This window comes from Lacisediminimonas profundi (assembly GCF_008831265.1).
Lineage (GTDB): Bacteria > Pseudomonadota > Gammaproteobacteria > Burkholderiales > Burkholderiaceae_D > Lacisediminimonas > Lacisediminimonas profundi.
Map to the genome: position 1 here is coordinate 320,397 of NZ_VTTH01000001.1, position 21,354 is coordinate 341,750.

General features: G+C 62.2%; 17 protein-coding genes. 6 read left to right on the plus strand and 11 right to left on the minus strand.

Annotated elements, in window-relative coordinates; genetic code table 11:
• Positions 1-31 precede the first annotated feature (31 nt).
• Positions 32-2,755 carry a bifunctional [glutamate--ammonia ligase]-adenylyl-L-tyrosine phosphorylase/[glutamate--ammonia-ligase] adenylyltransferase gene (glnE, locus tag FVE66_RS01450; RefSeq protein WP_151445610.1) on the minus strand — a complete coding sequence of 908 codons (2,724 nt, stop codon included), beginning with the start codon at positions 2,753-2,755 and terminating at the stop codon, positions 32-34.
• Positions 2,756-2,875: 120 nt separating this feature from the next.
• Here glnE and FVE66_RS01455 point away from each other — a divergent pair, with 120 nt between their 5' ends.
• The 4 genes from FVE66_RS01455 to aroG all read left to right on the plus strand — a co-directional run bounded on the left by FVE66_RS01455 (position 2,876) and on the right by aroG (position 10,916).
• Positions 2,876-7,132 carry a YhdP family protein gene (locus FVE66_RS01455; RefSeq protein ID WP_151445611.1) on the plus strand — a complete coding sequence of 1,419 codons (4,257 nt, stop codon included), beginning with the start codon at positions 2,876-2,878 and terminating at the stop codon, positions 7,130-7,132.
• A 9-nt stretch (positions 7,133-7,141) separates the two neighbouring features.
• Positions 7,142-7,954 carry a carbon-nitrogen hydrolase family protein gene (locus FVE66_RS01460; RefSeq protein WP_151445612.1) on the plus strand — a complete coding sequence of 271 codons (813 nt, stop codon included), beginning with the start codon at positions 7,142-7,144 and terminating at the stop codon, positions 7,952-7,954.
• Positions 7,955-8,110: 156 nt separating this feature from the next.
• On the plus strand, positions 8,111-9,571 hold the full coding sequence (gene tldD, locus FVE66_RS01465; protein ID WP_151445613.1) for a metalloprotease TldD: 1,461 nt from the start codon (positions 8,111-8,113) through the stop codon (positions 9,569-9,571).
• A 274-nt stretch (positions 9,572-9,845) separates the two neighbouring features.
• A complete protein-coding gene (gene aroG / locus FVE66_RS01470; RefSeq protein WP_151445614.1) occupies positions 9,846-10,916 on the plus strand; it encodes a 3-deoxy-7-phosphoheptulonate synthase AroG in 1,071 nt (356 codons plus the stop codon).
• 76 nt (positions 10,917-10,992) lie between these two features.
• Here the strand turns inward: aroG and FVE66_RS01475 are convergent, their stop codons facing one another.
• Positions 10,993-11,478: a YajQ family cyclic di-GMP-binding protein gene (locus FVE66_RS01475; RefSeq protein ID WP_151445615.1), complete on the minus strand. Its 486-nt coding sequence runs from the start codon at positions 11,476-11,478 to the stop codon at positions 10,993-10,995.
• 109 nt (positions 11,479-11,587) lie between these two features.
• On the opposite strand from FVE66_RS01475, the gene murB reads away from it, so the two are divergent.
• A complete protein-coding gene (gene murB, locus FVE66_RS01480) occupies positions 11,588-12,616 on the plus strand; it encodes a UDP-N-acetylmuramate dehydrogenase (RefSeq protein ID WP_151445616.1) in 1,029 nt (342 codons plus the stop codon).
• 27 nt (positions 12,617-12,643) lie between these two features.
• Here the strand turns inward: murB and ppnP are convergent, their stop codons facing one another.
• The 6 genes from ppnP to FVE66_RS01510 form a co-directional block, all read right to left on the minus strand.
• On the minus strand, positions 12,644-12,961 hold the full coding sequence (gene ppnP, locus FVE66_RS01485) for a pyrimidine/purine nucleoside phosphorylase (RefSeq protein WP_151445617.1): 318 nt from the start codon (positions 12,959-12,961) through the stop codon (positions 12,644-12,646).
• Between the two features lie 119 nt (positions 12,962-13,080).
• A complete protein-coding gene (locus FVE66_RS01490; protein ID WP_151445618.1) occupies positions 13,081-14,313 on the minus strand; it encodes an argininosuccinate synthase in 1,233 nt (410 codons plus the stop codon).
• A 60-nt stretch (positions 14,314-14,373) separates the two neighbouring features.
• A complete protein-coding gene (gene argF / locus FVE66_RS01495; RefSeq protein ID WP_151445619.1) occupies positions 14,374-15,285 on the minus strand; it encodes an ornithine carbamoyltransferase in 912 nt (303 codons plus the stop codon).
• A 117-nt stretch (positions 15,286-15,402) separates the two neighbouring features.
• A complete protein-coding gene (gene rsgA / locus FVE66_RS01500; RefSeq protein WP_151445620.1) occupies positions 15,403-16,299 on the minus strand; it encodes a ribosome small subunit-dependent GTPase A in 897 nt (298 codons plus the stop codon).
• Positions 16,296-16,643 (minus strand): 4a-hydroxytetrahydrobiopterin dehydratase, encoded by a 348-nt coding sequence (locus FVE66_RS01505; protein ID WP_151445621.1) that lies wholly within the window; start codon positions 16,641-16,643, stop codon positions 16,296-16,298. The genes rsgA and FVE66_RS01505 overlap by 4 nt, the downstream gene beginning before the upstream one ends.
• Positions 16,640-17,902 carry a M48 family metallopeptidase gene (locus tag FVE66_RS01510; protein ID WP_151445622.1) on the minus strand — a complete coding sequence of 421 codons (1,263 nt, stop codon included), beginning with the start codon at positions 17,900-17,902 and terminating at the stop codon, positions 16,640-16,642. The genes FVE66_RS01505 and FVE66_RS01510 overlap by 4 nt, the downstream gene beginning before the upstream one ends.
• Before the next feature lie 49 nt (positions 17,903-17,951).
• Between FVE66_RS01510 and orn the strand changes: the two genes are divergently transcribed.
• The gene (gene orn, locus FVE66_RS01515) at positions 17,952-18,560 is read left to right on the plus strand and encodes an oligoribonuclease (protein WP_151445623.1); all 609 of its coding nucleotides are present in this window, start codon (positions 17,952-17,954) and stop codon (positions 18,558-18,560) included.
• Between the two features lie 941 nt (positions 18,561-19,501).
• On the opposite strand, the gene FVE66_RS01520 is transcribed toward orn, so the two are convergent.
• The 3 genes from FVE66_RS01520 to FVE66_RS01530 form a co-directional block, all read right to left on the minus strand.
• Positions 19,502-20,185 carry a UPF0149 family protein gene (locus tag FVE66_RS01520; protein WP_151445624.1) on the minus strand — a complete coding sequence of 228 codons (684 nt, stop codon included), beginning with the start codon at positions 20,183-20,185 and terminating at the stop codon, positions 19,502-19,504.
• 80 nt (positions 20,186-20,265) lie between these two features.
• Positions 20,266-20,835 (minus strand): energy transducer TonB, encoded by a 570-nt coding sequence (locus FVE66_RS01525; protein WP_151445625.1) that lies wholly within the window; start codon positions 20,833-20,835, stop codon positions 20,266-20,268.
• Positions 20,836-20,845: 10 nt separating this feature from the next.
• Positions 20,846-21,349 carry a GspH/FimT family pseudopilin gene (locus tag FVE66_RS01530; protein ID WP_151445626.1) on the minus strand — a complete coding sequence of 168 codons (504 nt, stop codon included), beginning with the start codon at positions 21,347-21,349 and terminating at the stop codon, positions 20,846-20,848.
• Positions 21,350-21,354: the final 5 nt, after the last annotated feature.

The following is a 21,354-nucleotide window of genomic DNA, read 5'->3' on the forward strand; positions in this document are numbered from 1 at the left end:
CCGTTTTCAATTGTGCTGCCGGCCGCATCTTTCAGGTTTTGAATACGGCCCGGAAAAGAGCCAGGACCTGTCCGGTTTCCGCCTCCACCTTCACCTTCTCCACCCGTGCCCGGTCCGCGCCCTGCAAGCGTATCTGGTGCTGCATCCGCCTGAATTTCCGGTACGCGTCGGCGACGTCCACGGCCAGTGCGCGGTCGATCAAGCCCAACTCCCCGCACAGCTTCAAGAGCGCAATATTCCCGATATCCGCCGTCAGTTCCGGATAGCGCGCCGCATGCAGCAGAACCAGGTACTGGACCATGAATTCGATATCGATCATGCCGCCTGCATCGTGCTTGAGATCGAACTGCGCCGAGCGGTTCGGGTGGGCCTCGTGCATTTTCTGCCGCATCGACAGGATTTCGTCCCGCAAACTCGCTTCTTCACGAGGCTGGCGCAGCACTGCCGTGCGTACCTCCTCGAAGCGCGCGCCAATCTCGGCGTCGCCCGAGCAGAAGCGGGCACGGGTCAGCGCCTGGTGTTCCCATACCCAGGCCGAACCCTTCTGGTATTTCTCGAACGAATCGATCGATGTCACCATCAGCCCGCTGGCGCCGTCCGGACGCAGCGCAATGTCGATGTCGAACAAGACACCTGCCGGCGTGTGGGTTGTCATCCATGTGATGAAGCGCTGCGCGAGTTTTGCATATAGCATCGGCGCATCGGGATGCTCATCCTGGTACACGAAAACGACGTCCAGGTCGGATGCATAGCCAAGTTCCTTGCCGCCCAGCTTGCCATAGGCGATCACGCCGAATCGCGGCACCTCGCGATGGCGGTTGGGGAGGGTTTGCCACACCGCATGCAGGGTTGCGCCGACCAGCACGTCAGCCAGGGCCGACAGGTGGTCCGCCAGGCGCTCCACCGTCAGTTGGCCCTCCAGGTCCTGCGCCAGCAAGCGCAGCAACTGGGCATGATGCAGTTCACGCAGCATATCCATCTGGCGTTCGGTGTCGCCGGGTATCGCATCGAGCTGGCGCCGGCATTCGATCGCGAACGCGCTCCAGTCCGGCTCGGCCTCCAGCGAATGGGTGTCCAGCAGTTCGTCGAGAAGCAGCGGATGCCGGGTCAGATACTTGGCGGCCCAGTCGCTGGCATTCATCATGCGCACCACCCGGGCCAGGGCTTTCGGATATTCGGTGAGCAGGGACAGATAGGCGGCCCGGCGCGCGATCGCCTCGAAGAAGTCGAGCAGGCGCGAGAGGGTTGCGGCGCGGTTCAATTCCATCGCAGCGACCATGGCCAGCGCGTTGTTGAGCAAGGTCAGCAGCTTGGCGTGGCTGGCGGCAGGCAAGGCCTGCACGCGCGGCGAATTGATGCTGCCAAACAGGCGCCGTGCGGTCGATTGCGCATCGTCGAACCCGAGGCGTTCAAGCTGTGCTGCGATTGCTTCTTCGCTGTCGTGTTCGCCCAGCAGCGGCGCCCGCGCCGCGCCATCCTGATTTTCGCCGCTGCTGCTGCCGGTCTTTTCACTGAACATTTCATCGAACTGCGTGGCAACGAAATGCCTGTGCCGGGCCAGTGCGTCGAGCAGGGCGGCAGGGGTGTCGTAGTCCATCATGCGCGCCACCAGCGCCACGTCGTCGGGGCTGGCCGGCAGGTTGTGCGTCTGCGCGTCGTCCAGGTACTGCAAGCGGTGCTCGAGGTTGCGCAGGAAAGTATAGGAATCGAGCAGGCCATCAACCACGGCTGGCGCGAGCAGGTTCTTGCGCGCCAGCGTAGCCAGCGTGCCACGCGTGGAACGGTCGCGCAGGTCCGGGTCACGGCCGCCGCGGATCAGCTGGAACACCTGGGCCAGGAATTCGATTTCCCGTATGCCGCCACGACCGAGCTTGACGTTGTTGCTGCGTTCCGGATGGCGGCTTTCCTGCCGTGTCACTTCTGCCCGGATTTGCGCATGCATGTCGCGCAGCGCATGGATCGCGCCATAGTCCAGGTAGCGGCGGTAGACGAAGGGGCGCACCACGCTGTCGAGCAAGGCAATATCCTCCGGCCGGCCCGTGACGGCCCGTGCCTTGACCCAGGCATAGCGTTCCCATTCGCGGCCCTGGACCATCAGGTATTGCTCGACCATGTTCATGCTGGCGACCAGCGGGCCGGAGTTGCCGTTCGGCCGCAGTGCCATGTCGACCCGGAAGCTGTAGCCGTCTTCCGCGATGGCAGAGATGTCAGCGATCAGCCGCTTTCCCAGCCGTACGAAAAATTCGTGGTTGGACAACTGCCGCTGGCTGTCGGCATCTGCGCGCGTGTCGCCGTCTTCGTTGTAGACAAAGATCAGGTCGATATCGGACGAGACATTCAATTCATGCCCGCCCAGCTTGCCCATGCCCAGCACCATCAGTTCCTGCGGCGTACCGCTTTCCTCGCCGATCGGCTCGCCATGCGCGGCCACCAGTTCGGCATGCAGGGCCTGCTGGTGCGTGCGCACGACGAAGTCGGCGAAGCCGGAAATTGTCGTCATTACCTCGTCCAGGTCGGCCGCGCCTGTCAGGTCGCGCTGTATCAGGACGGCCAGCACCAAATTGCGCACCCGCCGCATGGCGCGGGGCAGTGCCATGCCCGCGGCAGTTTCGTTTTGTAACAGGCGAGTAAAATCAGGTGTTGAGAGAGATAATCCGGCAAGGCTCTCGACTTGCTGGAGGCGGGCGGGGTCGGCATTGAGCCAGCGCTGGACGAACCGCGAGTCCCTGGCATCAGTCAAACTTCGATTGGTCATAAAAAAATGAAACGAGAGGGTTGATCTTGCATTTGTACGTCCTGTTCATCCTGTGCATCCTGTCCGCCGCAGCGTCCCGCCGCCGCCGCGGGAACAACCAGTCCTGCCATTGCGTGGTTGATGCCTTCCACTGATCAAGCCGAAGCGGTGCGCAGGGCCGGCCCCGGCCCTGTCAGGGCCGCCGGGCGGGCGGCCTTGCACGGCATCCGTTCGCTCAACCGTGCCACCCTCCGGATACTTGCCATCCTGTTCAAGTCGCTGGTGGTCGGCTACTTTGCATTTTGCGTGCTGTTCCTTGCCCTGCGCTACGTCGTCCTGCCCAACATTGACCAGTACAAGGGCACGGTCGAGCAGGTTGCCACCCGCGTCGTCGGCCGTCCGGTCGTGATTGGTACCATCCATGCATCCTGGCATGGACTGAATCCCAAGCTGGTGTTGAACGATGTCGCGATCCACAACCGCACGGGCGAGGTCGCCCTCAGCCTGCCGCGGGTATCGGCAACGATATCATGGTGGTCGGTCGTTGTTGCCAATCTGCGTCTGGAAGCGCTGGAGATATTGCGCCCGGACCTCGAAATCGAGCGCGATGCGGAAGGTAGCCTGTTTGTCGGCGGCATCTATATCGATCCGGCCAGCAAGAGCGATGGCAGCGGACTGGACTGGCTGTTGCAGCAGCAGCAAATCGTCGTCCGGGATGGCTGGGTGCGCTGGAAGGATGCCCGGCGCAATGCCCCCGAGCTGGTTCTGGGCCAGATGACCGCGGTCATCGAAAACAACTGGTTGCAGCATCGCATCGCCATCAAGGCCACGCCACCGCCTGAGGTAGGGGCGCCACTGGACCTTCGTGCCCGTTTTTCCCATTCGCCGTTCGCACAGCGCATCTCGGATCCAAAGGGCTGGACGGGAACCTTGTATGCGGACTGGCGCGAAGCCGACCTTGCGCGCGGCGCGACATGGATCGATTATCCGGTCGAGATACAGCAGGGACGCGGAGCGGTGCGTGCCTGGCTCAGTTTCGATCATGCAGCCGTAGTCGACCTGACCGCCGACCTGAGCCTGTCGGGCCTCTCCACGCGCCTGCGGCCCGACCTCGACGTGTTGAACCTTGCGCGGGTCGAGGGCCGGGTTGCTGCCGCCGAGACGCTGGGCAAGCGCCCCGACAGGCTGTTCTCGTACGGCCGTCGCGGCCACAGGTTTGCGCTCCAGGATTTTTCATTCGAGACCAGTGACGGCCTGCGGTTGCCGCCGACCACGATCCGCGAGCGCTTCGTCAGCGCCAGCGGCACCCGGCCTGCGAACACCGAAGTGGAACTGGCCTCGGCCGACCTGCAGGCCCTGGCGAGTTTCGCCAGCCGATTGCCGCTGAGCGAGGAGCAGCGGCGCCTGATAGCCGACCTGGCGCCCGAAGGCCGCCTGACGAATTTCAGCGCGAAATGGCAGGGCATGTACCCGGACATCAAGTCTTATCAGGTGAAGGGCGATTTCGCAGCGCTTGGCATACGGCCGCAACCGGCCCGGCCGGGGCGCGCAAAGACTTCTACTACAGCAGCGGTGCCGGCAGTGCCGGCGATACCCGGGATCGCGAACATGACCGGATCGGTCGACCTGAACGAACAGGGCGGCAATCTCAGGATCAATGCGGAAAAGGCAGCCTTGCAAGTGCCGGGCCTTTTTGCCGAGCCCGAGCTGGGATTCGACGAACTGGAACTCGCTGCGCGCTGGACGTTGCAGGAAGGCAACCGCCTGCAGTTCCAGGTCAATAATTCGCGCTTCCTGCATGAAGGCATGCGCGGGTCGCTCGCCGGGCGTTATTCCACCACGCTGGGTAGCAAGCAGGCCGGGCGCGGCGCGCTGGAATTGCAGGGGCACCTGGATCAGGCAGACATGCGCAGGACAAGCCGCTACCTGCCACTGAAGGCCTCGCCCGACGTGACGCACTGGCTGAGCGGCGGACTGCAGGACGGGAAGCTCAATGACGTGACGCTTGTATTGAAAGGCAACCTGGACGATTTCCCTTTCCGTACCACTCGTCCCGGCGAAAAGCCCAAAGGCCAGTTCACTGTCAGCGGCCGCATCGAGAACGGCAAGCTGGATTACGCGCCAGGCCAGTTCGCACAGGGCGATCGTTCGCGCCAGATGTGGCCGTCGATCGAGAACATCAACGGGCGCTTGCTGATTGACCGCACCCGGCTGGAGGTCCGCGCCGATACTGCCAGGTCGCACAATGTGGCCTTGTCCAATGTCCTGGCAGGCATACCTGACCTGATCGCCGCCAGTCCGCTGCTGTCGGTGACCGGGACCGCCCAAGGGCCGCTGCAGGAACTGCTCGGATTTACCGTCCAGTCGCCGGTCGGCGGGTGGATCGGACACTTCACGGAACAGACGCGTGCCGCCGGCAGCGCCAAGCTGTTGCTGAACCTTCAGCTGCCTTTGCATGAGATGGAAAGTTCGAAGGTGAAGGGTACGTTGCAGTTCGCTAACAACGACGTCACGCTGTTTGATAACATGCCGCCGCTGTCGCGAACTACCGGGGAACTGCGCTTCAGTGAAACCGGTTTCGAATTGTCGGGCTTGCGCGCAAATTTCCTTGGCGGACCGGTCGCGCTTTCGGGCGGCAGCCAGCGCGAAGGACTGATTGCGGTACGCGCTGAAGGCGCGGCCTCGGTCGAGGAGTTGCGCCGCACCTATTCCACGCCCGTCATGCAACGGCTGCTTCAGCGGGTGAATGGCGGATCGCGCTATGTGCTGCAGGTGAATGTGCGCGACAAACGTCCCGACATCATCCTCGAGTCGAGCATGCAGGGAATCGGACTGGATTTTCCATCGCCCTTGCGCAAGGTGCCCGGAGAAGCGATGCCGCTGCGTTTTGAACTGACCGGACTGGCGCCCGAAGCGAGCGGCGCGCAGCGCGATGAGATCAAGGCCAGCCTGGGCACTACCATCAACGCCCGTTACCAACGTCGCAAGGGCACCGGAAATGACGCCACTTGGGAAGTGGTCCGTGCCGGAATCGGCGTCAACGTTCCCGCACCGCAGCCGGACGCCGGACTGGTGGTCAACGTCAACCTGCGCTCGCTCGATATCGACGCCTGGCGTTCCAGCATGGCGGCCATCGCGGGCAAGGCGGACGCAGCGGGAGCTCCTGCAGCGTCCGCCAAAGCCGCTGCTGACGGCCTCGACCTCGCGCAGTATTTCGAGCCCGAAGTGCTGGCTGCGCGCGCCACCGAGCTGACGGTAGGGAACAAGAAGCTGGAGAACGTTGTTGTCGGCGCCTCGCACCAGGACGGTCTATGGCAGGCAAACATCGAGTCGGACCAGATGTCGGGTTACCTGTCCTGGGCCGAGTCACGCTCGGGCCGTGGTGCGGGACGGGTCACGGCGCGGCTGGCCTCGCTGATCATTCCCCCATCCGCTGCAGGCGATGTGTCCGATCTGCTCGAAGGGAAGGGGGCGGCGACGCGTATCCCGGCGCTGGACGTGGTGGCCGAGAATTTCGAACTGTTCAACAAGAAATTCGGCCGCCTCGAGTTGAATGCGAACAATGCTTCAACGCCGACTGGCCGCGAATGGCGCATCAACAAGCTGTCGGTGATCAACGGCGATGCCACCATGGCGGCCACCGGCAGCTACCAGTCGCGTGCCGGGCAAAGCCAGTCCACGCTCAACTACAAGCTTGATATCGGGGACGCCGGCCGCCTGCTCGACCGCCTGGGATTTCCCAGCGTGCTGCGCGGCGGCAAGGGCACGATGACGGGCGATGTCAGCTGGAATGGCTTGCCATTCTCGATCGACATTCCCTCATTGTCGGGCCAGCTCAATCTCGACGTGGCGGCCGGCCAGTTTCTCAAGGTCGACCCGGGCGCGGCGAAATTGCTGGGGGTGCTGAGCCTGCAGGCACTTCCGCGCCGGCTCACGCTCGACTTCCGCGACGTGTTCTCGGAGGGTTTCTCGTTCGATGGCGCGACCGCCGCAGCCAACATCTCGCAGGGCGTGATGAAAACCGACAATTTCAAGATGCGCAGCGTGAATGCCGCGGTCCTGATGAATGGCACGGTCGACCTGGCGCGGGAAACCCAGAACATGCATGTGGTCGTGATACCGGAAATCAACGCCGGCGCGGCCTCGGTTGCCTATGGACTGATGGTCAATCCCGTGCTCGGGATCGGCTCGTTCCTGGCCCAGCTGTTCCTGCGCGATCCGCTGATGCGCGCCTTCACGATGGAATACGAGATCACTGGGCCATGGAAAGACCCGTCGATACGCAAGCTGGCCCGATCGAACTCCGCTGGCACCGGCAGCGACAGCGACAGCCAGGGCGGCAGTGGCAACAATGGTTCCACCGGAGCCGAGCCGGCTCCATCCAATCCGAAAAACTGAACATTCGCCATGACTGATCCCGATTCGATGAAAGTTGCCGCCATCCAGATGGTCTCGTCTCCCGATGTCGGGGAGAACATGGCGCGTGCGCGCCAGCTGGTGGCCGACGCGGTGGGGCAGGGCGCACGGCTGGTGCTGCTTCCCGAGTACTGGCCGATACTCGGCATGCGCGACACCGACAAGGTCGCGGTGGCCGAGCCGTTCGGCGCCGGCCCGATACAGCAATGGATGGCGGAGACGGCGCGGGAGCATGGAATCTGGCTGATTGGCGGCACGGTGCCGCTGGTTTCCCCGGAGCCGGGCAAAGTCCTCAATACCTGCCTCGTCTACGGTCCCGCGGGCGAACTGGTGGCGCGCTACGACAAGATCCATCTGTTCGGGTTCACCCGTGGCGAAGAGTCATATAACGAATCGCGCACCATCCGCCCGGGTTCAGAGGTCGCCAGCTTCGAAGCGCCGATCGGCAGGGTCGGGCTGTCGGTCTGCTATGACCTGCGTTTCCCGGAACTGTACCGGGCGATGGGCACCTGCTCGCTGATCGTCGTCCCATCCGCCTTTACCTGGACCACTGGCCGTGCCCACTGGGAAATCCTGCTGCGCGCGCGCGCCATCGAAAACCAGTGCTATGTGCTGGCCGCAGCGCAGGGGGGCGAGCACAGCAACGGCCGCAGGACCTGGGGCCATACGATGCTGGTCGACCCGTGGGGGGAAATCCTGTCGGTCGTGCCCGAAGGCGAAGGATGCGCGGCCGGCGAATTGCGGGCGGATACGCTGCAACGGATCAGGGACAGTCTTCCGGCATTGCAGCATCGGCGCCTGTGAGGCCGGGGTTCCGGCTTCTGTTCCAGGCAAACACCTGGTTCAGGCTTGCGGCCGCAGCCTGGACAGGGCCGGAACCAACAAGGGAAGCAGGAATCTCTACAATCTAGTACCCTTTCCCCATCATCCCTTTCAAGCGGCCCCGTGCTGCATTCCTGCATGAACCTGTTCGAACCCAATCTGAAGACGCTTGCCGTTGCCCGTGACATCCTGCTGACGCCATTCGGCCTGGAAGAAGCCACCCTGATCAAGACCCTTGGCACGATGTTCACCCATCGGGTCGACTATGCAGATCTCTATTTCCAGTTCACCAAGAGCGAGGGCTGGAGCCTGGAGGAAGGCATCGTCAAGACCGGGAGCTTCTCGATTGACCAGGGCGTCGGCGTGCGGGCAGTGTCGGGCGACAAGACAGCGTTCGCCTATTCGGACGAGATTTCCGAGCGTGCGCTGCTGGATGCCGTTGCCGCCACCCGGACCATCGCACGCCAGGGAGCGGGAAAGGTCAAGGTCGCGTCGGCAATCCGTGCGGTCGGCAGTCGTTCGCTCTACCTGCCGCTCGATCCTCTGACTTCGCTGGATGCGACCGCCAAGGTGCAGTTGCTGGAGAAGGTTGAGCGCATCGCCCGCGCCAAGGATCCGCGCGTGGTGCAGGTGATGGCAGGACTGGCCGGCGAATACGACGTGGTGCTGGTGGTGCGCAGCGACGGCGTACTGGCGGCGGACATCCGGCCGCTGGTGCGGGTTTCTGTCACAGTCATTGCGGAGCAGGACGGCCGCCGGGAGGTAGGTTCCTCGGGCGGTGGCGGGCGTTACAGCTTTGACTACTTCTCCGACGAGTTGCTGGAGCAATACGCAAGCGAGGCGGTGGCAGCCGCACTGGTCAACCTCGATGCGCGTCCAGCCCCGGCTGGCGCCATGACCGTCGTGCTTGGCCCCGGCTGGCCCGGCGTGCTGCTGCACGAGGCGATCGGCCACGGCCTGGAAGGAGATTTCAATCGCAAGGGTTCGAGCGCGTTTTCCGGCCGCATCGGCGAGCGGGTGGCCGCCAAGGGCGTGACTGTGGTCGATGACGGCACGCTGCCCGACCGGCGCGGCTCGCTCAACATGGATGACGAGGGCAACCCCACCCAGTGCACCACGCTGATCGAGGACGGCATATTGAAGGGCTACATCCAGGACACGATGAATGCGCGCCTGATGAAAATGCCAGTGACCGGTAATGCCCGGCGCGAATCGTTTGCCCATCTGCCGATGCCGCGCATGACCAACACCTACATGCTCGCCGGCGACCGCGATCCGGCGGAAATCCTCGCGTCCGTTAAAAACGGACTGTACGCAGTCAATTTCGGTGGCGGCCAAGTGGATATCACGAATGGCAAGTTTGTGTTTTCGGCAAGCGAAGCGTACATGATCGAGGATGGCAAGATCACCTATCCGGTAAAGGGCGCGACCCTGATCGGCAACGGTCCGGACGTGCTCAATCGCGTCTCCATGATCGGCAACGACATGCGGCTCGACGCCGGCGTGGGCGTATGCGGCAAGGAAGGCCAGAGCGTGCCGGTGGGTGTTGGCCAGCCCACCATGCGCATCGAAGGCATGACTGTGGGCGGCACCGTGTAATGGCCAGAATGGCGGCGGCGCTTGCCAAAATCCTTCATTTACTGCACTATTGATTTTAATCGTACGAATTTGAACGTACTCAAGAACCGAGCACAAAGCACATGACCGCGATTCGTTTCTTTCGCTTCCACTTTTACTTTAGCTATTCCAGCCCTCAGGCGGTGGAAAAGCGGTAAGGTCGCGCAGCAAACGAGACTAACCGGATTTCTGAAAAAACCGCCCGCGATGGCGGTTTTTTCTTTTGTACGATCACAGCACATCGATTGGAGAAAACATGCCGCGCACCGACGACTTACGGATCAGGGAATTGAAAGAACTTTCTCCACCATCGCATCTGATACGCGAATTCCCATGTTCGGAACGCGCCTCGCAGACCACCGCGCAGACGCGCACGGCATTGCATCGCATCCTGCACGGCCAGGACGACCGTTTGATGGTCGTCATCGGTCCCTGTTCCATACACGACACCAAGGCCGCACTGGAATATGCGAATCGCCTGGTGAAGGAACGCGAGCGCTTCAAGGACGAGCTTGAAATCGTGATGCGGGTGTACTTCGAGAAGCCGCGCACGACGGTCGGCTGGAAGGGGCTGATCAACGATCCGTACATGGACAACAGCTTCCGTATCAATGACGGCCTGCGCATCGCGCGTGAACTGCTGGTCCAGATCAATGAACTTGGCCTGCCGGCCGGAACCGAATTCCTCGACATGATCAGTCCGCAATACATTGCCGACCTGATCAGCTGGGGCGCGATCGGTGCCCGCACTACCGAATCGCAGGTCCACCGCGAACTTGCATCGGGCCTGTCGTGCCCGGTCGGCTTCAAGAACGGCACTGACGGCAATATCAAGATCGCAGCCGATGCGATCAAGGCAGCCTCCCAGCCGCATCATTTCCTGTCGGTCACCAAGGGCGGCCACTCGGCCATCGTCTCGACCAATGGCAATGAGGATTGCCACATCATCCTGCGCGGCGGCAAGGCGCCGAATTATGACGCCGCGAGCGTGGAAGCAGCGTGCCAGGGGCTGGCAGCAAACGGCCTGGCGCCGCGGGTGATGATCGACGCATCGCATGCAAACAGCTCGAAGAAACACGAGAACCAGATTCCGGTGTGCGCCGACGTTGGTGCCCAAGTCGCTGGCGGCGACGACCGCATCATCGGGCTGATGGTGGAATCCCACCTGGTGGGGGGGCGGCAGGATCTGCTGCCCGGCAAGGAACTGACCTACGGGCAATCAATCACCGATGCGTGCATCGACTGGGACAGCAGCGTGAAGGTGCTGGAAGGCCTGGCCGAGTCCGTACGGCAACGGCGGTTGCGCAAGGAAGCAGACGAGGAGTAAGCGAAAAGGCGGCCGGGCCACGGGGCTGATGCACGTGACCCGGCCGCCGATCAAATGGCGGCGGGGAAAGGCTGCTTCAGTCGCGGAAGTTGTTGAATTCCAGCGGCAGCTCCGACACTTCCTTGCGCAGCAGTGCCATCGCTGCCTGCAGGTCATCCCTCTTGGCGCCGGCAATGCGTACCGCTTCGCCCTGGATGCTGGCTTGCACCTTCATCTTGCTGTCCTTGATGGTACGCACGATCTTCTTGGCTGCGTCCGACTCGATGCCATTGCGGATCTTGATCACCTGCTTGACCTTGTCGCCGCCGATTTTCTCGATCTTGCCGAGATCAAGGAAGCGCACATCGACACTGCGCTTGACCAGCTTGGAGGTCAGCACCTCGCGCACCTGGCTGAGCTGGAAGTCGGAATCCGCAAAGGCGGTCAGTTCCCTTTCTTTCTGCTCCACGCGGGCGTCCGAGCCCTTGAAGTCGAAGCGGGTCGAAATCTCCTTGTTGGCCTGATCGAGTGCGTTGCGCACCTCGACCATGTTCGCTTCGGAAACTACGTCAAATGATGGCATGATGGGGTTCTCCGTCTGGCCATGCAGGCCTGTTTTGCAATCGGCAATTCTATCGGAGCGGCGTGCCGGCCGCCAGTCAAAAGCCAGCCAATGGATATAATCGCCCGCTATGCCATCCTCACTTCCGATCCAGAACAATGTCGCGCTGCGCGCCTTCAACACCTTCGGCATCGATGCCACCGCGGCCAGGTACATCAGGATTGAAAGCACCGACACGCTGCGCGCCGTTGCGGCAGACTACCAACTGGCAGCCATGCCCAGGCTGGTGCTGGGCGGTGGCAGCAATATCGTCCTGAGCGGCGATTTCAACGGTCTGGTGCTGCACATGTGCACCAGCGGCATCCAGGTCAGTGGGGAGCTCGATGAAGCAGTGCTGGTCACAGCAGCGGCCGGGGAGAACTGGCACCAGTTCGTGCTCTGGACGCTGGCGCACGACTTGCCCGGGCTGGAAAACCTGTCGCTGATACCCGGCAGCGTGGGTGCTTCGCCGATCCAGAACATCGGTGCCTACGGCGTGGAAATGAAAGATCGTTTTCACAGCCTGACGCTGTTCGACATGAGCGATGGCCAGACTCGTGTGTTGCATAGGGCGGACTGCGATTTTTCCTACCGTGACAGCGTTTTCAAGCACGCGCTGCGCGACCGTGCAGTGATCGTCGATGTCACCTTCGCGCTGCCGAAGCGCTGGCAGCCCAGCATTGCCTACACGGAATTGTCGAACGAGTTGCGCGCTCGCGGCATCACCGAGCCGACCCCGATGCAGGTGGCGGACGCCGTCATCGCCATCCGCCAGCGCAAGCTCCCCGATCCGGCCCGCATCGGCAATGCAGGCAGCTTCTTCAAGAACCCGTTGGTGGCGGCGTCGATACGCGACGCGCTGCTGTCGGCGCATCCGGACATGGTGAGTTACCGGCAGGCGGACGGCAGCTACAAGCTGGCGGCTGGCTGGTTGATCGAGCAGTGCGGCTGGAAGGGACGAGTGCAGGGCGCCGCCGGTGTGTACGAGAAGCAGGCGCTGGTACTGGTGAACCTGGGTGGGGCGACCGGGGCGGAAGTCATGCAGCTGGCGGCTGCAATCCGCGCCGATGTGGCAAAGCGGTTTGGCGTGGAACTGGAGCCGGAACCGATCCTCGTCTGAGAAGCTGATCCCGGCCCGGAGAGACCGTCAGGCCTCGTAATGGCAAACGTAGTCCAGCGTTTCCAGCGTTTCGATCTCGAAGCTGGAATTGCCCGGCACTTCAAACTTCTGACCGGCTGCATAAGTGTGCCAGTCCTGCTGGCCCTTGATGCGCACGCGGCACTTGCCACCGTTCAGTTCCATGATTTCCGGCACGCCGGTGTTGAACACCAGCGAGGACGGGAAAATCACGCCCAGGGATTTCTTGGTGCCGTTGGCAAACAGCACGGTGTGCGATACGCACTTGCCGTCGAAATAGACGTTGGCTTTCTTGATGACGGTAACTTCGTCGAATTGAGCAGTCATGATTGGCTTGAAAATGGGTGTAAAAGTGGGCCTGAAAGCGGGCCTGAAAACGCGTCCGGAATCGATCACGGATCGTTGATTGCCGCCCGGCTCGTCGGAGCCAGGCGGCAAAGAGGTCATTACTGGCCGCGCCTGGTGCGGGCGTTGGCGGCAATGCGCATGCGCAGCGCATTGAGCTTGATGAATCCGCCAGCGTCGGCCTGGTTGTAGGCACCGAAGTCTTCGTCGAAGGTGGCGATCGTCTGGTCGAACAGCGAATCGGTCTTCGAGTCGCGTGCGACGACGATGACGTTGCCCTTGTACAGCTTGACGCGCACCCAGCCGTTCACGCTTTGCTGCGTGTGATCGATCAGGGTTTGCAGTGCGACGCGCTCCGGCGACCACCAGTAGCCGTTGTAGATCATCGAAGCATAACGCGGCATCAGGTCGTCTTTCAGGTGGGCGACTTCGCGGTCGAGCGTGATCGACTCGATGGCGCGGTGGGCGCGCAGCATGATGGTGCCGCCCGGCGTTTCATAGCAACCGCGCGACTTCATGCCGACATAGCGGTTCTCCACCAGGTCGAGGCGGCCGATGCCGTGCTTGCCGCCCAGGCGGTTCAGCTCGGTCAGCACGGCGGCAGCCGACAGGCGCTTGCCATTGAGGCCGACGATGTCGCCTTTCTCGTATTCGATGTCGAGGTATTCTGCTTCGTCCGGGGCGGCTTCCGGGCTGACCGTCCAGCGCCACATGGATTCCTCGGCTTCCGCGCCCGGGTTTTCCAGGTGCCGGCCTTCGAAGCTGATGTGCAGCAGGTTGGCGTCCATCGAGTACGGAGCGCCGCCTTTCTTGTGCTTCATGTCGATGTCGATGCCGGCATCTTCAGCGTATTTCAGCAGCTTTTCGCGCGACAGCAGGTCCCATTCGCGCCATGGGGCGATGATTTTCACGTTCGGCATCAGCGCATAGGCGCCGAGTTCGAAGCGAACCTGGTCGTTGCCCTTGCCGGTGGCACCATGCGAAATCGCATCGGCGCCGGTATCACGGGCGATCTCGATCAGGCGCTTGGCGATCAGCGGGCGCGCAATCGAGGTGCCCAGCAGGTACTCGCCTTCATAGACGGTATTGGCGCGGAACATCGGAAACACGAAATCGCGCACGAACTCTTCGCGCACGTCATCGATGAAGATGTTTTCCGGCTTGATGCCGAACTTGAGCGCCTTCTGGCGCGCTGGTTCCAGCTCTTCGCCCTGTCCGAGGTCGGCGGTGAAGGTCACGATCTCGCAGTGGTAATTGTCCTGCAGCCATTTCAGGATGACTGAGGTATCCAGGCCGCCTGAGTAGGCGAGGACGACTTTCTTGATATCGCTCATGCTCTTCTTTCTTCCATCAACAAGATTTCAAATGCGGGGCTGGCCGGTCAGGCGCGTCGCCTACAGCCGGCCCAGCAACAGGTATTCCAGCAGTGCTTTCTGTACGTGCAAGCGGTTTTCGGCTTCGTCCCACACCACCGACTGCGGGCCATCGATGACGCCGGCCGAGACTTCCTCGCCGCGATGCGCAGGCAGGCAGTGCATGAACAGCGCATCGGGCTGCGCGCGCGCCATTTTCGCTTCGTCGACGATCCAGCCGTCGAAGGCTTTGACGCGGGCTGAGTTTTCTTCTTCGAATCCCATGCTGGTCCAGACATCGGTCGTGACCAGGTCGACGCCGCCGCAGGCGTCCGACGGCGAGGCGAACACGGTGTAGTTGCTGTTGCCCGGCGCGACCAGCGCCGGGTCGATGTCATAACCGCGCGGCGTGGACACATGCAGGTGAAACCCGAACACCTGCGCCGCTTGCAGCCATGAATACAGCATGTTGTTGGCATCGCCGATCCAGGCCACCTTGCGGCCCGCGATCGACCCGCGATGTTCGATATAGGTGTAGACGTCGGCCAGCACCTGGCACGGATGGTGTTCGTTGGTCAGGCCGTTAACCACCGGCACCCGCGAGAACGCGGCGAAGCGGTCGATGATGTCCTGGCCGAAGGTGCGCACCATGATGATGTCGCACATGCGTGACATGACCTGCGCCGCGTCTTCCACCGGTTCGCCGCGCCCGAGCTGGCTGTCGCGGGTGTTCAGGTAGATCGCGGCGCCGCCCATCTGGTGCATGCCGGCTTCGAACGAGAGCCGGGTGCGGGTCGAATTTTTCTCGAACACCATCACCAGGGTACGGTCGAGCAGCGTGTGGTGCGGCTCGTAGTTCTTGAACTTGCGCTTGATCAGGCGAGTACGGTCGATCACGTACTCGAACTCGTCAAGCGTGAAGTCGGAGAACTGCAGGAAGTGTTTGATCGCCATGAATGAAAACGGCGGCCAAGCTGGCGCCGGCCGCCGGAGTTTGTAACTTGTTCAATTATAAGGCGTTTTCTTTCGAAAAGGCAGACCGAAAAGCCCATCCCGCCGCTCGGTGGCCGGTCAGCCGTAGCCTATCGTCTGCATCGATTCGTGCCGCAGTTGCAGGTACAGGCCATGCCGTGCCTGCGAAATCTCGCCGCGGCGCACCGCTTCCAGCACCGCGCAATCCGGCTCGGCCACGTGATGGCAATTGGTAAAACGGCATTTTCCCAGGGCGGGAGCGAACTCCGGGAAGGCGCGCTCCAGCATGCCTTCGGTCAGGTGATGCAGTCCGAATTCCTGGAAGCCTGGCGAGTCGATGATGGCGGTGTCGTCGTTCAGCTGGTAGAGACGGGTGAAGGTGGTGGTGTGCTTGCCGGTATCGAGCGCTTCGGAAATTTCGCGCACCGCAATGTCGGCATCGGGCACCAACAGGTTGACCAGCGAGGATTTGCCCATGCCGGACTGTCCGATCAGGATGCTGGTATGGCCGGCCAGCAAGGGCGCCAGCAGCGCGACTGCCTGCTCCGGATAGGCCCGGACCGACAGCTCATGGACCGGATAGCCCAGTTGCGCATAGCGGGCCACCCGTTCGCGCGCCTTCTGCAGTCCGGCCTCGACATCGGTCTTGTTCAGCAGCAGGCGCGCTTGCGCGCCGGCGGCGGTGGCGGCAACCAGCGCGCGCGACACCAGGTCCTCGGTAAACCCCGGCTCGGTGGCGACCATGATCAGGATCTGGTCGACATTGGCTGCAAGGAATTTCGATTTGTACTGGTCCGAGCGGTACAGCAGCGTCTTGCGTTCGGCGACCCGCTCGATGACCGCCTGGTCGCCGGAGGTTTTCTTGAGGTCGACCATGTCGCCGACTGCGACATGGCTTTTCTTGCCGCGAGTAACGCATTGCAGCCGTTCGGCTCCGGCCTGGGCAATGTAATGACGCCCATGGGCCGCGATGATGGTGCCGCGCAGTGTACTCATGCGGAAGCGGCCAGCAGCAGGTCGATCTTGGCCGCGCAGATGAAATCGTTTTCCGAGAGTCCGCCCTTGCCGTCATTGACGGAATGGGTGTCGAACTTCACCACGCAGCAGTTATAGGTGACGTTCAGTTCCGGATGATGGTCTTCGGCGTGGACGATCCATGCCAGCGCGTTGACGAAGGCCAGCGTCTGATAATAGTTGTCGAAGCGGAAATGCCGGACGATGCGTTGCCCCTCGCGTTGCCAGCCAGGAACCGCAGCCAGCAATTCGGCGATTGTCGCCTCGTCCAGAGCGCTGTCCGTGTGACGGCAGGTCCGCTGCCGCAGCTGTTCGGCGCCGGTCATGCTGCTTGTTCCAGCAAGCGGCTGATGCGGATCGTGGCCGGCGGATGCGAATCGTAGAACGCCGAATGCACCGGATCGGGCGTCAGCGTGGCGGCGTTGTCTTCATACAGCTTGACCAGCGCGGACACGAGATTGCGTGCGCTGCTGTGGCGGGCAGCGAATGCGTCGGCCTCGAATTCATGCTTGCGCGAAGTCAGCGAATTCAGCGGCGACAGCAGGAAGGTGAACACCGGCAGCACCAGCATGAACAGGATCAGCGCCATCGCGTCGTTGCTGGCGGCCAGCGTCGGGTCGACACCGAGCCCGGAATAGAACCAGGCCTGCGTCTTCAGGTAGCCCAGCAGTGCCAGGAATCCAAGCGAGGCCAGGAACAGCACGACGATGCGCTTGATGATGTGGCGCATTTTGAAATGCCCCAGTTCATGGGCCAGTACGGCTTCGACTTCATCCGGCGCCAGTCGCGACAGCAAGGTGTCGAAGAACACGATGCGCTTGGCGGCGCCGAAGCCGGAGAAATAGGCATTGCCGTGGGCGCTGCGCTTCGAGCCGTCCATGACGAACAGGCCCTTTGACGCGAAGCCGACGCGCTGCATCAGCGCCTCGATCTGCTGGCGCAGCTTGTCATCGGCCAGCGGCGTGAATTTGTTGAAAAGCGGCGCGATCACGGTCGGGAACAGCACCAGCATCAGCAGCTGGAATCCGCTCCACACCATCCACGCATACAACCACCACAGGTCGCCGGATTTCTCCATCAGCAGCAATACGATCCAGATCAGCGGCAAGCCCATCGCCACGCCCAGAAGGATCGACTTCGCCAGATCCGAAAAGAACAGCGGCCTGGTCATCTTGTTGAATCCGAAACGTTGCTCCAGGCTGAACTGCTTGTAATAGTCGAAGGGGAGTTCGATCAGACCCGAAATCAGGACGAAGGCGCCAATCAGCGCGAGCTGGTAGAACATGCCGGGGCCGGTCATGGCCAACACGGTGCTCGACAGCCACTGCAGGCCTCCCAGCAGGGTGAATCCGATCAGCACGCCGGCATTCAGCAGCATGAGGACTAGTCCGAATTTACCTTTTGCCACCGTGTAGTCGGCTGCTTTCTGATGGGCGGACAGGGGGATGCGTTCGGCAAATTGTGGCGGCACGGCATCGCGATGCGCTAGCACATGGCGAATCTGGCGCGAGCTCAGCCAGAAACGGATGGAAAGGGTCAGCAACAGGAAGCCGACAAATACGATTGAAAACAACTGCGAGGACATGGTGGCGGGCGCCTGTGAGAAAATGCGCGGTTCTGAAGAGGAAATGATTATGTCACAAGCGACCGATTCCAACGCCGGGCAGCCTGCCCACCCGCCCGCCCAAGCGGCTGCCAACAGGCCCAATGAATTCAACCTGGTCTGGGTCGACATGGAAATGACCGGCTTGAACCCGGACACCGACCGCATCATTGAAGTGGCTGTGGTCGTGACGGATTCGCAGCTGAACATACTTGCCGAAGGTCCGGTGATGGCAATTCACCAATCCAACGAAATGCTCGACGGCATGGACGCCTGGAACAAGGGCACGCATGGAAGGTCGGGGCTGATCGAGCGAGTCAAGGCGTCGACGATCACTGAAGAACAGGCGCAGGATGTGCTGATCGATTTCCTGCGCAAATTCGTGCCGAACGGCAAATCGCCGATGTGCGGCAACACCATCTGCCAGGACCGGCGCTTCATGGCGCGCGGGATGCCGAAGCTGGAATCGTTCTTTCACTACCGCAACCTCGATGTATCGACGCTGAAGGAGTTGTGCCGCCGCTGGAAGCCGGAGGTGCACAGCGGCTTCAAGAAGCAGCAGAAGCATACGGCGCTGGCCGATATCCTGGAGTCGATCGAGGAACTGAAGTACTACCGCGAGAATTTCATCAAGGAGTAGGGTGGGGCGAGGACCGAGCATTGCCCGCATCTCGACTTGGAGGGCGGCAATGGGCGATCGACCTTGTAGCTCCCTCCCTTTCAAGGGTGAGCATTACCCATAACCGTGGGTGAGCGGTTCTGTGGTTTTGTGGCTCTCTGGCTCTCTGGCTCTCTGGCTTGCGGCTGGTGTGGCTGGGTTTGATGATTGTGGTTGTGAAGCCGGGAGACACCCCGGCGGGTGTGTTCCTTTCTTTTAGAAATAGAAAGGAACCAAAGAAAAGACGTCAACACCCACTTGGCCAACGCCCGCTTCGATAGGCAACCAGACTCGGACGCCTGGGCCGAACCATTGCTGCGTTCGCGAGGAAGGTGCTGGCACACGTTCGCCTCTGACCGGGATCAGCCAACCCGCTTCAATGCCGCCGACCGCACACCACCGCTCGTTGACTCCCAATTATTTTCGAAGCCGCAAATTGGCTCTTGAGGTCCGATTGGCAGCGGGAATGGGGATCTCAGGGGATTTCTGCCGTTCCTGAATTGATCCCCTCCGTGGCTTGTTTGTAGCTTCGAAAAAATTTAAGAGTCAACGGTGCGCTGGGCATCGGTATAAGACACTTCATGGGGTTGGCTGATTAGGTAAGCGGCGTACAGCCGAGGGATCATCTCTCGCGAACGTCGCACTGGATTAGCCCAGACATCCGAGTCTGGTTGGCAATCGGACCCGCCGTTGGCCAAGTGGGTTTTGACGTCTTTTCTTTGGTTCCTTTCTTTTTCCAAAAGAAAGGAACACACCCGCCGGGGTGTCTCCCGGCTTCACAACCACAGCCATCAAACCCAGCCACACCACCCGCAAGCCAGGAAGCCGCAAAACCACAGAACCGCTCACCCACGGTTATGGGTAATACTCACCCTTGAAAGGGAGGGAGCCATGAAGTCGATCGGCCGTCGACGCTCATCCCCTCAATGCGCCCCGCAGCATTTCTTGTATTTCTTGCCGCTGCCACACGCGCACAAATCATTGCGTCCCGTCTTGGGCGCCTCCCGCTCGATTGGCACGCCCGGCTTGCGGTGCGCGATCCAGTAACGCCGGATTTCCGGCAAGGCGGCTTCAATCTCCAGCGACAGCCGGTGTACCTTGGCCGGGGTGTCGACCAGCGGCATTTCGTCGTCTTCCAGTTCCTCGGCGCCGAGCAGGTAGATCGGCTGCAACAGCGGGCCGAGGTCTGACTCCCAGGCAGCGTCCCAGTCCTGGGCGCGCATCTGCATTCCCTCCCAGAATCCCCACGCCCATGGTTCGCCATCGATGTATTGATGGCCATCGGCCTCGAACTGCGAGAACAGGGGTTCGAAATCCTTGGGCGCGACTTCGAAAGTCATCGCGATTTCATTGCTGAAGCGGGCGATCAGACCGGTGATGCGCTCCATTTCCTTTGGCGTGCGGAACTTGGGGGCATCCTTTGCGGACGGACCCCAGATCCGTGGCAGCCACTCTTCCATCGGGACAGGAACAGGGCCGATCAGCAGCGCAGTCAGGAAGCCGTGCAGCGCATCCAGTGTCATGCATTCGTCGCTGCAGCGATCGGATAGCAGGAAGTGGTCGAGTTCATCGAACTCCCTGTCTGTCAGGGGCATGTCGAGGCGCATGGGCGGGACCGTCAAGGAGGAAAGCCACTAGTGTACTTGGGCCAACCGCCGTATGCCACCATTCGACGCAAGCCGGGGTTTCACATGTCGGCGCTGGTGCTGCGTTCGCTGACGACAGCAATCTTCAGCAGGGCATTGACGGGAACTCCGTCTATTTCACCCGGCGTGAAGCGAGCGGCGCGGAACCGGCCGGCAACGCGCTCGGCAAAAGCGCGCGCTCCCGGATCGCGGCTGTTGGACTGCACATCCCTGACCCGGCCATGCCGGTCCACCAGCAAGGTGAGTTCGATGCGGCCGCTGAATCCGGCCGGCTGCATCTCGGCCGGATCGAGGTCGACCGAATCGAGCGGGACCGGAAGCCGGGTCAGGCGCCCGCTCGGCAGCCAGGCATCGGGTTGCGTGGCCCGCTGCGGGTCGCGCGCGGCAGGCAGCGCCGGCTCTTGCGTTGCAGCGGCCGGCCCGGCGCTGGCAGTCCCCGCTTCCTGGGCCGCGGCGGTGGCGCCGCCGGCAGCGGGAAGCAGCCGCACCGATACCGATGTTGGTCCCAGCCGCGGTGGCTCGAAGCCGCCCGGTCCTGGATGCAGCGCAAGGGCCAGCACCAGCCCGGCGTGCACGGCGCCGGACAGCAGCAGGAATCCGGGGCGGCGCATCCGCCTCATTTCAGGCGCAGGAGCCGGTGCGGGTGGTGGCGACCGAGGTGCGGCCGGTTGCGCTGATCGTCACGACACGTTCCTGGGGGCCTGCGGCGGGCGTGGCCTGGCAGAACCTGATCGCAGCTTGGGTCGCTCCCGCGCCGGTGGACTGGAAACTCAAGCTGCGGCTGGCGGCCAGCGTTTCCAGCGCCTTGTAGTGCGATGGCAGCGCCTGTTGCCGCTGGATCACCGAGGTGCCGCTGATGACGATCCAACCCTGTTCCCAGTCGCCGCTGGTGGCGCAGCTGGCGCCGTCGGACGATGCACAGAGGGTGACCGCGGCGTTGCGCTTGATCGCTTCGCTACGCGCCAGCGTCGCGCTGGCGCTCATGGAATTGGCGTAGCTGCCAAGGCGTGGCCCGAGCATGATGTCGTTGAACGATGGCGCCGCCACCGCGATCAGGATCGCAAAGATGGCGAGCGTGATCATCAGCTCGACCAGGGTGACACCGCGGTTATGACGGGTTTGCATGGCGC

Coding starts and splice junctions, on each gene's coding strand:
- glnE (WP_151445610.1), bottom strand. CDS start 2,755: ATGACCAATCGAAGTTTGACTGATGCCAGGGACTCGCGGTTCGTCCAG.
- FVE66_RS01455 (WP_151445611.1), top strand. CDS start 2,876: ATGCCTTCCACTGATCAAGCCGAAGCGGTGCGCAGGGCCGGCCCCGGC.
- FVE66_RS01460 (WP_151445612.1), top strand. CDS start 7,142: ATGACTGATCCCGATTCGATGAAAGTTGCCGCCATCCAGATGGTCTCG.
- tldD (WP_151445613.1), top strand. CDS start 8,111: ATGAACCTGTTCGAACCCAATCTGAAGACGCTTGCCGTTGCCCGTGAC.
- aroG (WP_151445614.1), top strand. CDS start 9,846: ATGCCGCGCACCGACGACTTACGGATCAGGGAATTGAAAGAACTTTCT.
- FVE66_RS01475 (WP_151445615.1), bottom strand. CDS start 11,478: ATGCCATCATTTGACGTAGTTTCCGAAGCGAACATGGTCGAGGTGCGC.
- murB (WP_151445616.1), top strand. CDS start 11,588: ATGCCATCCTCACTTCCGATCCAGAACAATGTCGCGCTGCGCGCCTTC.
- ppnP (WP_151445617.1), bottom strand. CDS start 12,961: ATGACTGCTCAATTCGACGAAGTTACCGTCATCAAGAAAGCCAACGTC.
- FVE66_RS01490 (WP_151445618.1), bottom strand. CDS start 14,313: ATGAGCGATATCAAGAAAGTCGTCCTCGCCTACTCAGGCGGCCTGGAT.
- argF (WP_151445619.1), bottom strand. CDS start 15,285: ATGGCGATCAAACACTTCCTGCAGTTCTCCGACTTCACGCTTGACGAG.
- rsgA (WP_151445620.1), bottom strand. CDS start 16,299: ATGAGTACACTGCGCGGCACCATCATCGCGGCCCATGGGCGTCATTAC.
- FVE66_RS01505 (WP_151445621.1), bottom strand. CDS start 16,643: ATGACCGGCGCCGAACAGCTGCGGCAGCGGACCTGCCGTCACACGGAC.
- FVE66_RS01510 (WP_151445622.1), bottom strand. CDS start 17,902: ATGTCCTCGCAGTTGTTTTCAATCGTATTTGTCGGCTTCCTGTTGCTG.
- orn (WP_151445623.1), top strand. CDS start 17,952: ATGTCACAAGCGACCGATTCCAACGCCGGGCAGCCTGCCCACCCGCCC.
- FVE66_RS01520 (WP_151445624.1), bottom strand. CDS start 20,185: ATGCGCCTCGACATGCCCCTGACAGACAGGGAGTTCGATGAACTCGAC.
- FVE66_RS01525 (WP_151445625.1), bottom strand. CDS start 20,835: ATGCGCCGCCCCGGATTCCTGCTGCTGTCCGGCGCCGTGCACGCCGGG.
- FVE66_RS01530 (WP_151445626.1), bottom strand. CDS start 21,349: ATGCAAACCCGTCATAACCGCGGTGTCACCCTGGTCGAGCTGATGATC.